Genomic DNA, 12,839 nt, shown 5'->3' on the forward strand with positions numbered 1-12,839 from the left:
GTCTGTAGCAATATTACCAGCAGAGCTTACTGGTTACGCAGCGTATCAATGTCGATTACAAAGCGGTATTTCACGTCGCTTTTCAGCATACGTTCGTAAGCTTCGTTCACTTCTTCCATTTTAATCATCTCAATATCGGAAGTGATGTTGTGCTTACCGCAGAAATCCAGCATTTCCTGCGTCTCTTTGATGCCACCAATCAGCGAGCCGGCAATGCTGCGGCGTTTAAAGATCAGGTTAATAACCTGCGGTGATGGATGGTCATGTTCAGGAACGCCAACCAGCGTCATATTACCGTCACGGCGCAGCAGGTTGATGAACGGGTTCAGGTCGTGCTGGGCTGCTACGGTGTTGAGGATAAAGTCGAAGCTGTTAACGTGCGCAGCCATCTGGTCCGCATCTTTTGAAATTACCACTTCGTCCGCACCCAGGCGCTTGCCATCTTCCACTTTAGAAGGTGAGGTGGTGAACAGCACAACATAGGCACCCATGGCATGAGCAATTTTTACGCCCATATGGCCCAGGCCGCCCAGGCCAACGATGCCGACTTTTTTACCGGGACCCACTTTCCAGTGCTGCAAAGGAGAGTAGGTAGTAATACCGGCGCACAGCAGCGGCGCGGCACCAGCCGGGTCCAGATTCTCCGGTACGCGCAACACGAAGTCCTCATTCACCACAACCTGCGTGGAGTAACCACCGTAGGTGATATCGCCCGTGATGCGGTCTTCGCCGTTATAGGTGCCGGTGAAGCCGTTTTCACAATACTGCTCCAGGTCCTCTTTACAGCTGTCGCAGGTACGACAGGAATCTACCAGGCAGCCTACGCCGACCAGATCGCCGACTTTATATTTATGAGTATGGCCGCCTACCGCTGTCACGCGGCCTACGATTTCATGGCCTGGAACGACGGGAAAAATGGTGTTTTTCCACTCGTTGCGAGCCTGATGGAGGTCGGAATGGCAGACGCCACAGTACATCACTTCAATCTGGACATCGTGTTCACGCAGTTCGCGCGGCTGGTACTCAAACGGGGCCAGCTTCGATTTTGCATCCTGTGCAGCATAGGCATGCGTAATATTCATGGTATCTCCAGTCAGTGAAAGTTTTTTGAACGTAACGCTTAGGTGAGTCCCTGCAAAGGGCACCGTGATCTGAACAGATCAGAGAACAGTAAGGATAGTTAGCGAAAGGCAAAGGGGGTATGCCGGAACCTGTCTAAATCTTGCCTGATCCTGCACGATTAAGCTGAATGCGGCAAAAATAGCCTTAAAAGGTGGGTGATTTGTTGAAAAACGTAGATTTTGTTTGTCACGCAATAAACATTAAAACGTCATTTGTCGGGGCAGAACTCTCCGCCCCGACAACGTTATCACTTCACATTCAGCATCGGCTTAAGGAAGCGCGCGGTATGCGACTCTTTGCACAGCGCTACCGTCTCCGGCGTGCCGGAAACCAGAATTTCCCCGCCGCCGCTGCCGCCTTCCGGACCGAGATCCACAATCCAGTCCGCGGTTTTGATCACATCAAGGTTGTGCTCAATCACCACGATGGTATTGCCCTGGTCGCGCAGCTTATGCAGCACTTCCAGCAGCTGCTGAATATCCGCAAAATGCAGACCGGTGGTCGGCTCATCAAGAATATAGAGCGTCTGGCCCGTTCCGCGCTTGGAAAGCTCACGTGCCAGCTTCACGCGCTGCGCCTCACCACCGGAAAGGGTGGTGGCCGACTGGCCCAGCCGGATATAGGAGAGGCCAACGTCCATCAGCGTCTGCAGCTTACGCGCCAGCGCAGGAACGGCATCAAAGAACTCGCGAGCCTCTTCAATGGTCATATCCAGCACTTCGTGAATATTCTTCGCTTTATACTTAATTTCCAGCGTTTCACGGTTATAGCGTTTGCCTTTGCACTGATCGCACGGCACATAGATATCGGGCAGGAAATGCATCTCAACTTTGATCACGCCATCGCCCTGACAGGCTTCACAACGCCCGCCACGGACGTTAAAGCTGAAACGTCCGGGTGTATAACCCCGCGTGCGCGATTCCGGCACGCCAGCAAACAGCTCACGTACTGGCGTGAAAATGCCGGTATAGGTTGCCGGGTTAGAGCGCGGCGTGCGGCCAATCGGACTCTGGTCAATGTCGATAACCTTATCGAAGTTTTCCATGCCGGTGACTTCACGATAAGGCGCGGCTTCCGCAACGGTTGCGCCGTTGAGCTGGCGCTGGGCGATCGGGAACAGCGTATCGTTGATCAGCGTGGATTTTCCCGAGCCGGAGACCCCGGTAATGCAGCTGAAGAGGCCTACCGGCAGCGTCAGCGTCACATCTTTCAGGTTGTTGCCTTTGGCGCCGGTCAGCTTAAGTACCTTGCTGGGATCTGCCTTCACGCGCTCTTTTGGGACCGCAATGCCACGCTTGCCGCTAAGGTATTGCCCGGTTAAGGACTCCTCAACCGCCATGATGTCATCTACGGTGCCTTCCGCCACAACCTGACCACCGTGTACGCCCGCGCCCGGACCGATATCAATCACGTGGTCAGCCGCACGGATAGCGTCTTCATCGTGCTCAACCACAATCACCGTGTTACCGAGATTGCGCAGATGCACCAGCGTCTCCAGCAGACGTTCATTGTCGCGCTGATGCAGGCCGATAGAGGGTTCATCCAGCACGTACATCACGCCGACCAGCCCCGCCCCGATCTGGCTCGCCAGACGGATACGCTGCGCTTCACCACCGGAGAGCGTATCGGCAGAGCGAGACATAGAGAGATAGTTCAGGCCCACGTTCACCAGGAACCGCAGGCGGTCGCCAATCTCCTTCAGCACTTTTTCAGCTATCTGCGCCCGCTGGCCGCTCAGCTTCATGTTCTGGAAGAAATCGAGCGCATGGCCGATGCTCATATCAGAAATAGTCGGCAGCGTGGTGTTCTCTACAAACACATGACGTGCTTCACGCTTCAGGCGCGTTCCGTGGCAGCTGGCACAGGAGCGGTTGCTGATAAATTTCGCCAGATCTTCACGTACGGCAGAAGATTCGGTCTCTTTATAGCGGCGCTCCATGTTGTGCAACACGCCCTCAAACGGATGGCGCCGCACGGAAGTATCGCCGCGATCGTTGATGTACTTAAATTCAATGCTCTCTTTGCCGGATCCAAACAGGATCACCTGACGCGCATGATCCTTCAGCGTTTCAAACGGCGCTTCAATATCGAATTTCAAATGTTCGGCGAGTGAACGCAGCATCTGGAAATAGTAGAAGTTGCGGCGGTCCCAGCCGCGAATAGCACCGCCAGCCAGCGACAGCTCCGGGTTCTGTACCACGCGATCCGGGTCGAAATATTGCTGTACGCCCAGGCCGTCACAGGTTGGGCAGGCGCCGGCCGGATTGTTGAAGGAGAAAAGGCGCGGTTCCAGTTCGCTCATGCTGTAACCGCAGACCGGGCAGGCGAAGTTAGCGGAGAACACCAGTTCTTCGGTCGCTTCATCATCCATATCAGCCACAACGGCGGTACCGCCAGAAAGCTCCAGCGCTGTTTCGAACGATTCGGCCAGACGCTGCTGTAAGTCTTCGCGCACTTTAAAGCGGTCTACCACCACTTCAATGGTGTGTTTTTTCTGCAGCTCAAGCTTTGGCGGATCTGACAAATCGCACACTTCACCATCAATACGGGCGCGGATATAGCCCTGTGACGCCAGATTTTCCAGTGTCCTGGTGTGCTCGCCTTTACGATCTTTGATAACAGGCGCCAGCAGCATCAGGCGGCGGCCTTCCGGCTGAGCCAGCACGTTATCCACCATCTGGCTGACGGTTTGTGCGGCCAGCGGCACGTCGTGATCCGGGCAGCGAGGCTCACCCACGCGGGCAAACAGCAGGCGCAGGTAGTCATGAATTTCAGTGATTGTTCCCACGGTGGAGCGCGGGTTATGTGACGTGGATTTCTGCTCAATGGAAATGGCTGGCGACAGCCCTTCAATATGATCAACGTCCGGTTTCTCCATCAGTGAGAGAAACTGGCGGGCATAGGCAGAGAGAGATTCCACGTAACGGCGTTGCCCCTCGGCGTAGAGCGTATCAAACGCCAGCGAGGACTTACCGGAGCCTGACAGGCCTGTGACAACGATCAGTTTGTCGCGAGGGATGATCAGGTTAATATTTTTCAAATTATGGGTGCGTGCACCCCGTACTTCGATCTTATCCATTCACAATTCCCGGATTAACACAGACCTCACCGTGCAGGCACGGTCAGAATGAAGCCTGTTATTATGGCACAAAAAAACCTATATGGATAACCAGTGTTTTGCCAACAGAGCATACCAGGATCCTGATCCTGACCGGAAAATTTTCCGATCCTTCTCAGGCCGCAACCTGCAACGTTGCAAGCCTGATAAACCCTTTACGATCCCGATCTGAAAGTAGGATCTCAAAGAGTGGCATGTTAGAATTTCCGGCTTAGACTTAAAGCAGAACAATTATCGGAGACACCAACATGGCCAGCAGAGGCGTAAACAAAGTGATCCTGGTGGGCAACCTGGGTCAAGACCCGGAAGTTCGCTACATGCCAAATGGCGGCGCCGTTGCCAACATTACCCTGGCCACGTCTGAAAGCTGGCGTGACAAGCAGACCGGCGAAACCAAAGAGAAAACCGAATGGCACCGCGTTGTGCTGTTTGGCAAGCTGGCGGAAGTGGCGGGTGAATACCTGCGTAAAGGTTCCCAGGTTTATATCGAAGGCGCGCTGCAGACTCGCAAATGGACTGACCAGGCTGGCGTAGAGAAATACACCACGGAAGTGGTGGTTAACGTCGGCGGCACCATGCAGATGCTGGGTGGCCGTCAGGGTGGCGGCGCAGGCGCACCGGCAGGCGGCGGTGGACAGGGCAACAACAACGGATGGGGCCAGCCACAGCAGCCACAGGGCGGCAGCAACAACCAGTTCAGCGGCGGCCAGCAGTCCCGTCCGCAGCAGCCGCAGCAGAATAACGCTCCGGCTAACAATGAACCACCAATGGATTTTGACGACGATATTCCTTTCTGAGGACTCTCGTTTCAGTCATCGTTCCATAAAAACAGTGAAACCCTGCTCAGGCAGGGTTTTTTTGTTTCAGTATCACGGTACTGCTTTGACTGCTTTGACTGCTTTGACTGCTTTAACGCCGGAGTCTTATTTAGTCAGTTCAGCCGATACGTAAGCACCGTTATCAACACGTGCGCCGGTGATTTTATAAGATGCGCCAGACTGCAGAGCCTGAGCGGAAATTTTCGCTTCAGCATCGTCAAGAGTAGGGGCTGAAACGGTAATGCTCTGGGCAAAGCTACCGAAAGAGATCAGGGAAAGGGCCGCAACAGCAACGAAAGTTTTGATGGTTTTCATGTTTAATTCCTCAGAAGTAATTTTATTAAGAGGCCGTTCCGCCTCGATAAAATCATAATAGGCGCAAACATGAACGTTTAAAAGCTGAACAATTTGCTGAAATAATTCAATAAATTTGAATAAGTTTCAGGGCGTTTTTAACCGATCGGTGAGTGCTTTATATCCTGCCAGACATATGGCGCAAACCTTGCGCTGTCACGCTGAAACGGTATCGATCCGGCTGAACGCTACTCGTATACCAAAAGAGACTGCCGGAGTGCAGCCGCCAGCTCCTCAGGCTTCTTCAGCCAACTGAGTGAGGCCATTGGCGTTTATGCTACCCTTTATATTGGTTTATTTTCATGGATATTTTGCGTTAATCGTCAGTTATCTGAACTTATGCGCGTTAGCCATTGAATTCGCAGATAACCGGAAAGACAACGGTTACTGAATTTTTATTACTGATATGACAACTAAAAGTTGTTGTCTGAATATAAGGGAAAAAAATGCCAATGATATTCGGTGAGTTATCTGGTGCGCCATCATGGGTACCTGCTTTATTGCTCGTCACTCTCTCATTCGCAGTGGGGTTCCTGGCCCGATTTATACTTCTCGTGTTTATTCGCTACTGGCAGAATCGTGACCGAAAGCTATTCAAATCCCTTGAAAAGCATCTTCGTGGATCGATGTTTCTTTTCATTCCCTTGATGTTAATAAATATTGGCGTTAATTATATTAACATCCACCCGAGTTATCTTTATATTATTACAAACATTGTTAATATATTCATTATATTATCATTTTGCTCGATTTTAATTCGATTGACGAATGTTGTGCAGGATATGCTTTTTATACGCTATGACATTAATCTTTCAAATAATCTTCGTGCCCGTAAAGTTCGCACTCAGATAATATATGTAAAAAAAGTCGCTATTGTACTGCTGGTCTCATTCTGTGTTTCTCTGATACTACTCAGTTTCCCTGGCATTCGAAAATTCGGCACAACCATCCTGGCCGGTGCGGGGGTTGCCGGAATAATCATTGGGTTTGCGCTACAGAAGTCGCTTGTCAACCTGTTTGCCGGCATTCAGATAGCCTTTACGCAACCTATAAAAATTGATGATGCGGTGGTCGTTGAAAAGGAGTGGGGCTGGATTGAGGAGATAAACCTGACTTATGTTGTTGTGCGTATCTGGGACCTGCGCCGACTGGTGCTGCCTATAACCTACTTTACAGAAAATGCCTTCCAGAACTGGACGCGTAATAACGCACAAATATTAGGCTCTGTTTTTCTTTATGTTGATTACACCATGCCTTTAGAGCCTCTGCGTAAGCATTTTGAAAAAGTCCTCAGTGAGACAAAATTATGGGATCAACAGACTCAGGTGCTTCAGGTTACTGATACTAATGAGAAAACTATGACAATCAGATTGCTGATGACCGCGCAGAATTCACCCATAGCCTGGGATTTACGCTGTCACGTGCGTGAGAAAATGATTGCGTTTATTCAGCAAAATTATCCGCAGAGCCTCCCTCACGTCAGGGCTACACTCACCGAATCCGACGATTGATAGTCCGGCTGATCGGTAGCTAATTGCTCTTGTTTACTCTGGAAACAGTGAAACCCTGCTCAGGCAGGGTTTTTTGTTTCAATATCACGCTATTGCTTTGCACTGTTTTAAAGCAGGACACTTATTTAGTCAGTTCAGCCGACACGTAAGCACCGTTATCAACACGTGCGCCGGTGATTTTATAAGTTGCGCCAGACTGCAGAGCCTGAGCGGAAATTTTCGCTTCAGCATCGTCGAGAGTAGGGGCTGAAACGGTAATGCTCTGGGCGAAACTGGCGAAAGAGATCAGGGAAAGAGCCGTAACTGCAACGAAATTTTTGATGGTTTTCATGTTTAATTCCTCAGAGATAATTTTATTAAGAGGCCGTTCTGCCTCGATAAAATCATAATAGGCTCAAACATGAACGTTTAAAAGCTGAACAATTTGCTGCAATAACTCAATAAATTTGAACAAGAATCAGGCCATTGTAACCGGTCAGTGAACGCTTTATGCTTCCGCCAGCCGCATAAAGCTCACCTTTTCCTGTCACGCTGGCAGGGCACTTAGCTGGCTGAACGCTACTCAGATGACAAAAGAAACTGCCGGAGTGTAGCCGTAAGCTCCTCAGGAGCCTCTTCGGCCATATGGTGGCCGCTGTTAATGCTCTTACCCTGCACATTATGCGCCCAGCGTCTCCAGATGGCCGGAATATCGCCATAGATCTCCTCCAGGTCATCATGCTCTGCCCACAGCGAGAGCAGAGGGCACTTAATCATTCTGCCTGCCTGACGGTCCTGAAGTTCATGTTGTCGATCTACAGACAACCCGGCACGGTAATCTTCAATCATTCCATGTACTGTTGCTGGATCGTGTATCGCCCGTCTGAACTCTTCATACTCTTCATCTCCCATCGTTTCCGGACGCTCTCCGTACCATTGGTCAGGATCGGCCAGGATAGCCCGCTCAGGCTTTTCAGGTTGTGCAAAGAAAAACCAGTGATACCACTGGCGGGCAAATTTTTCATTACATCGCTCCAGTGCTTCGAGTATGGGAACGCATTCCAGTACCGCCAGCCGCGTAATCTTTTCGGGATAATCTAAAGCGGTGCGGTAGGCGGTATAACTTCCTCTGTCATGCCCAACTAACGCAAATTCCTCAAAGCCAAGAAAGCTCATCAGCTCTATACAATCGCGGGCTTTTGCTCTTTTGGAGGAGCCTGCATGGTCGGGTAAGTCAGCGGGTTTGGAAGAGCGGCCAAAACCGCGTAAATCCGGGCACACCACGGTGAAAGATTGAGCAAGCAGCGGGGCGACCTTTGACCAGGTTGCGTGAGTACGGGGATGGCCATGCAGTAACAGCACGGGCGGGCCATTGCCGCCATAACGTACGTTAAGCACGGCTTCAGAAAGCGTAACCTCCTGCTGGGTAAATCCTGCAAACATACTCTTTTCTCCTTATCTGGATGGAGTAAGGAGTATAGTTTTTCTTTAGCGGCAGCTTAGTTCTTGTGGTTTGGCTGAATGCGCTCTTTCCTGGATAGTTTACTCCTGCCAGTTACCACCGGCATAAATCAACTATCATCGCTGAGGAAAAAACCATGACTAACTTAAACCGCGAATTTGTAAACAAGATTGTCCTGATCACTGGCGGGACTTCCGGGATCGGTCTTGAAACCGCGCGCCAGTTTATAGCAGAGGGCGCTCAGGTCGTCCTGACCGGCATAAATCAACAGCGGCTTGAGCAGGCGCGAGCTGAGTTTGGTGATAAAGCGCTGGTTATCGCCTGTGACCTTCGTCATCCCGACTCACTGGATGAGGTAGTAAGCGCCATTGCTGAACGCTTTGGCCGTCTGGATATTGTGTTTGCTAATGCTGGCGCAGGCAGCGCTTCACCTCTTGAAGAGGTGACTGCTGCACAAATTAGCGAACAGTTCTCGCTGAACTTTAACGGTGCCTTTTTCACCGTTCAAAAGGCAGCACCGCTGATGAGTAAAGGGGCGAGTATTATTCTTACCACCTCTTTCCTGAACAGTGTCGGCACGCCAGGCCTGTCCATTCTGTCGGCGACCAAAGCCGCAGTGCGTTCTCTGGCGTTGACCCTGGGCGCAGAGCTTGCCCCACGTGGGATCCGCGTGAATGCTGTCAGTCCTGGGCCAGTCAGCACACCCTTTCACGGCAAACTGGGATTGTCGGATGAGCAGTTGAAAGAAGTTGCGGCAGGCATTGAAGCCTCTGTACCGCTGGGACGTTTCGGTGAAGCGAGTGAAGTGGCAAAAGTCGTCCTGTTTCTTGCCAGCGATCGCGCTTCGTTTATCACAGGTGATGAGATCGTCGTTGATGGCGGTTTGTCAAAGTTCTGAGTTCACAGCCATTGGCTTCACCGCCAATGGCCTGAATGACGGATAGGCAAGCGACAGAGTGCTTATGCAAACTTTTTCCACACATCGGCACTATTATTTCGATCGTAATCTTAATGCTATGGAGAATTCATGGAATGCGGGCTCCCCGTCACCTTAACGCACTGCGTGCATTTGAAGCCGCAGCCCGGCATCTGAGCTTTGTCGGTGCAGCGCAGGAACTCAATGTCACCCCTGCGGCGGTAGGGCAACTCGTCAAAAACCTTGAAGAGAGTTATGGCATAGTCTTATTCAATCGTTCCAGAGGAGGGCCATCCCGTCTGGAACTGACGCCCCCAGCCATCACCGCCCTGAGTCAGTTACAGGCTGCATTTGACCTGATGACCAGCGCCGTAGAGGGGCTACGTCAGGGCTCGGCTCCGGCAACTATCACTGTCACCGTTCCGCCCGCTTTTGCAGACAAGTGGTTGCTTGGACGCGTGGAACATTTTCAGTCTCGCTACCCTCAGTTTGAACTTATTCTTCAGACGGAGGGCCGTCTTGTGGATTTAGCCGCCGGGCGTATCGATCTGGGGATAAGATTTGGTCATGGACGCTGGCCCGGTCTGAGTGCAGAACACCTGATGGGGGAGGAATTTTTCCCGGTCTGTAGTCCTGCCTTACTGGAGGGAGAGTTCCCGCTGACTTCCCCGGAAATGCTCTGTCATCATGTATTAATTCACGATCTCTCAATGCGGGATACGCCAGCTTTCCCCACCTGGCAGAGCTGGCTTCAACAAGCCGGAATGGATGTCCAGACTGGAAACCGCGTGCTCAGGATCAATGACTCAGCAGCGGGATTACAGGCAGCAATGGCTGGAAGTGGAGTGGCGTTGGGACGAAGCAGCCTGGTCACGGCTGACCTTCAGGCTGGCCGTTTAGTCAGACCTTTTGGTGATGCTCAGTCAAGCCCGCTGGCCTATTACCTTGTAGAGATAGCAAAAGCTCAGCCTTCAGCCGCCGCCCACTCTTTTAAAGAGTGGTTGCTTGAATCAGCTCAGGACCCATGGCCACTGAAAGTCGGATAAAGAGGTTAGTTAAAAAGCCACAGCTCTGTCGCGACTGATACAGGTAATAATGCGTAAACGGTAGGGTAGCGGAGCTGTTTTTTCTGCATTACTTTCCCTTCTGCCCGCAGAGTGCGGGCAGGTTGCAGTTATCACGGATGCCCAGCGGGCTGAAGCAGAATGCTGACCCCGGCACATTTCTTGCCCAGGCCGGACGACGTTGAATCTGCTTACGCTATCCTTGTGGGTGAAGATTACATTGTCAGTCAGGGTGCAAGAGGAACACGGGTTAATCCGGATTTAAGGATGAGTCCTGTCAGTAGCCCTGTTGAAGCAAAATTAGCGGATGCGGATATCAACGAGATTATCGATCTGCGAGAGGGTAGCGGGGATCTTCGACTGGGCATTCCTGCCCTTGATGAATTTCCTTTTAAAAAATGGCTGTTACTTTCTGGTAAAGCGGCCCGTTCACTTCATCCGGAAGAGATGACAAACCAGCCGCTGATGGGCTATGCCCCCTTGCGTGAGGCGCTGGCCAGCTACCTGCAAATCTCACGCGGGATAACCTGCACGCCTGAACAAATATTTGTTACTAATGGCTATCGCACAAATATTCGCTTAATCCTGCAGTCACTGGCTCAGCATACCGATAAAGTAGTGATGGAAGACCCGGGCTATTTTTTTGGCCAGAAGCTGCTCAAACGTATTGCTTCAAACCTGCATTACTCGCCAGTAAATCAGCAGGGGCTGGATACCTGTTATTTTAAAAAACATCATCATGATGCGCGTTTTGTCCTAATAACCCCGACTCATCAGAGTCCCCTGGCCGTCTCCCTCTCTTTACCGCGAAAACATGAATTGCTGGCGTGGGCCAGCGAAAATAAAGGATGGATTGTTGAAGATGATTATGACGGAGAGTTTCACTACACCCGTAAAGTTATACCTGCATTAAAGAGCCTTGATATCAACGAGCGGGTGATTTATATCGGGACCTTCAGTAAAACCATCATGCCCGCGCTGCGTATTGGCTACATTGTTATGCCACCGAATACCATCCAGCGTTTCCGGGAAAATGGGGAAATTATGGAGACTGGCCAACCTCTGTTACTTCAAAAAATACTCAGTATGTTTCTCAGTGAAGGACATTTTTTAAACATATAAAAAGAATGCGCACTCTTTTTCAGCAGCGAAGAGAGATAATGCCCGGCGCGTTGTATGCACTCTATTCTGATATTTTTATTATGAACTGACAGATGGCGGCATGCATATCGTGGCCTTTCTTCGCAAAGGCATACAGGATGTGCCGCTTGCAGCTATCTGGCAGAAACATAATCTTCAGGTCTTTCCCCTTTCCAGCTGGTACAGCCAGTCGCAGAAACGTTACGGTCTGGTTCTGGGCTAAACCAATATTCGCTCGCAAGCGTATGCGTATGCCGTTATGTTGCTGGAAAAACCGCTCCGGGAAACATTTATGTTAATTAACTCAGCGACCTGAAAGGCCAGGATTTTGCGGAAACGCTCTCTGGTTTTGTGTAGTCGCTGCGGTGATAACCAAGCGTCCAGAGCTTACTTCTGGCGATAGCGCAGCACAGTGATACCCTTAGCGAAAGCCGGTGCCATCTCAGAACAACAGAAAACAGACTGCGCGTCAGCAGGAAATATAAATGCAGCGCAGTGGCCATATAGGGGTGCACGGGAAAAGCTGGTGCGGCAGCATCGGCTTTATCCTCCAGGGGCTGCTCTCCAGAGCGTGCGGGGAATATAAAGAAAAACCAGGTCATTTAGCGCGGTTTGTTCAGTCACGGGCGCATCAGAGCTGGGCGAGGGTATGCAGGGTTTCAGGGTTCTGCTCTACCATGCGGATCAGCAAAACGGCCTGTGGGTTAGGTCTGGCTCTTCCCTGCTCCCAGTTTTGGTATGTGGTTTCGCCCGTGTGAAGATAGTGGGCAAAAACGGCCTGTGACAGGTTGAGTTTTTCGCGCACGTTGCGCAGCTCCTGCGGTGCAATGGTGATGGGCGCGCGCTTGCTGACCTTGTAGCTTTTGAGCGTGATCTTACCATCCTGATGATCTTTAAGCTCCTGCATACCCGCCATCAGTTCACTGAAAATATCGCGTTTAGTCATGTCTCAGCCCCTTTTTAATCACATTCAGCGCGTCCGCCAGGGCATCACGCTGCTGTTTGGTCAGATCGTCACGCTGATCTTTATCGTAGATGGTAAACAGGATGAACTGGCCTTTTTCATTCGTCCAGTAATAGATAATCCTGATCCCGCCCCTTGCGCCCTTGTTCCGGCGCTCATCCCTGAAACGAACTTTACGTAGCCCGCCTGTATCAGGGATCACATCGCCCTTTTCAGGGGCGGCCAGCAACATGTTCTGAAACAGCCTGAACTGATCATCATTCAGATATTCAGCCCGGTATTTCTGGAAGCTGGAAAGCTCAATAAATGTCGCGCGCATGATGTCACCTATCCCCAACTATGAGATAGTTTATCCCCCGTATGGGGATACTTCAACGATTAATATGCCCGG

Annotated in this window: 11 protein-coding genes and 1 pseudogene; 5 read left to right on the forward strand and 7 right to left on the reverse strand. The window is 51.1% G+C overall.

What is annotated here, in order from left to right:
- Nucleotides 1–26: 26 nt before the first annotated feature.
- Together SD961_RS00405 and uvrA are read right to left on the reverse strand one after the other, a co-directional pair.
- Nucleotides 27–1,082, reverse strand: coding sequence for an NAD(P)-dependent alcohol dehydrogenase (locus SD961_RS00405; RefSeq protein WP_318788451.1), 1,056 nt, complete (start codon nt 1,080–1,082; stop codon nt 27–29).
- A 287-nt stretch (nt 1,083–1,369) separates the two neighbouring features.
- Entirely contained in the window at nt 1,370–4,201 is a 2,832-nt protein-coding gene (gene uvrA, locus SD961_RS00410) for an excinuclease ABC subunit UvrA (RefSeq protein WP_318788452.1), read from the reverse strand.
- 287 nt (nt 4,202–4,488) lie between these two features.
- On the opposite strand from uvrA, the gene ssb1 reads away from it, so the two are divergent.
- Nucleotides 4,489–5,037, forward strand: a complete 549-nt coding sequence (ssb1, locus tag SD961_RS00415) for a single-stranded DNA-binding protein SSB1 (protein WP_306208595.1) — start codon at nt 4,489–4,491, stop codon at nt 5,035–5,037.
- Between the two features lie 126 nt (nt 5,038–5,163).
- On the opposite strand, the gene SD961_RS00420 is transcribed toward ssb1, so the two are convergent.
- Nucleotides 5,164–5,373, reverse strand: a complete 210-nt coding sequence (locus tag SD961_RS00420) for a DUF1471 domain-containing protein (protein ID WP_318788453.1) — start codon at nt 5,371–5,373, stop codon at nt 5,164–5,166.
- Nucleotides 5,374–5,858: 485 nt separating this feature from the next.
- Here SD961_RS00420 and SD961_RS00425 point away from each other — a divergent pair, with 485 nt between their 5' ends.
- Complete coding sequence (locus SD961_RS00425; protein ID WP_318788454.1) at nt 5,859–6,923, forward strand: mechanosensitive ion channel family protein; 1,065 nt, start codon at nt 5,859–5,861, stop codon at nt 6,921–6,923.
- Between the two features lie 121 nt (nt 6,924–7,044).
- Here the strand turns inward: SD961_RS00425 and SD961_RS00430 are convergent, their stop codons facing one another.
- Together SD961_RS00430 and SD961_RS00435 are read right to left on the reverse strand one after the other, a co-directional pair.
- The gene (locus tag SD961_RS00430) at nt 7,045–7,254 is read right to left on the reverse strand and encodes a DUF1471 domain-containing protein (RefSeq protein WP_318788455.1); all 210 of its coding nucleotides are present in this window, start codon (nt 7,252–7,254) and stop codon (nt 7,045–7,047) included.
- A gap of 227 nt (nt 7,255–7,481) precedes the next feature.
- The gene (locus tag SD961_RS00435; RefSeq protein WP_318788456.1) at nt 7,482–8,345 is read right to left on the reverse strand and encodes an alpha/beta hydrolase; all 864 of its coding nucleotides are present in this window, start codon (nt 8,343–8,345) and stop codon (nt 7,482–7,484) included.
- A gap of 155 nt (nt 8,346–8,500) precedes the next feature.
- Here SD961_RS00435 and SD961_RS00440 point away from each other — a divergent pair, with 155 nt between their 5' ends.
- The 3 genes and pseudogenes from SD961_RS00440 to SD961_RS00450 form a co-directional block, all read left to right on the forward strand.
- Nucleotides 8,501–9,262 carry an SDR family oxidoreductase gene (locus SD961_RS00440; protein WP_318788457.1) on the forward strand — a complete coding sequence of 254 codons (762 nt, stop codon included), beginning with the start codon at nt 8,501–8,503 and terminating at the stop codon, nt 9,260–9,262.
- 134 nt (nt 9,263–9,396) lie between these two features.
- Nucleotides 9,397–10,326 (forward strand): LysR substrate-binding domain-containing protein, encoded by a 930-nt coding sequence (locus SD961_RS00445; RefSeq protein WP_318788458.1) that lies wholly within the window; start codon nt 9,397–9,399, stop codon nt 10,324–10,326.
- Nucleotides 10,327–10,524: 198 nt separating this feature from the next.
- Nucleotides 10,525–11,800: pseudogene (locus tag SD961_RS00450) on the forward strand (PLP-dependent aminotransferase family protein); the annotation flags it as partial.
- 315 nt (nt 11,801–12,115) lie between these two features.
- Here the strand turns inward: SD961_RS00450 and SD961_RS00460 are convergent.
- Together SD961_RS00460 and SD961_RS00465 are read right to left on the reverse strand one after the other, a co-directional pair.
- On the reverse strand, nt 12,116–12,430 hold the full coding sequence (locus SD961_RS00460) for a helix-turn-helix domain-containing protein (RefSeq protein ID WP_318788461.1): 315 nt from the start codon (nt 12,428–12,430) through the stop codon (nt 12,116–12,118).
- A complete protein-coding gene (locus SD961_RS00465) occupies nt 12,423–12,767 on the reverse strand; it encodes a toxin (protein ID WP_318788462.1) in 345 nt (114 codons plus the stop codon). Before SD961_RS00465 ends, SD961_RS00460 begins: the two co-directional genes overlap by 8 nt.
- Nucleotides 12,768–12,839 lie beyond the last annotated feature (72 nt).

The sequence above is a fragment of the Erwinia sp. MMLR14_017 genome (genome assembly GCF_033657285.1).
In the GTDB taxonomy this organism is placed as follows: Bacteria; Pseudomonadota; Gammaproteobacteria; order Enterobacterales; family Enterobacteriaceae; genus Erwinia.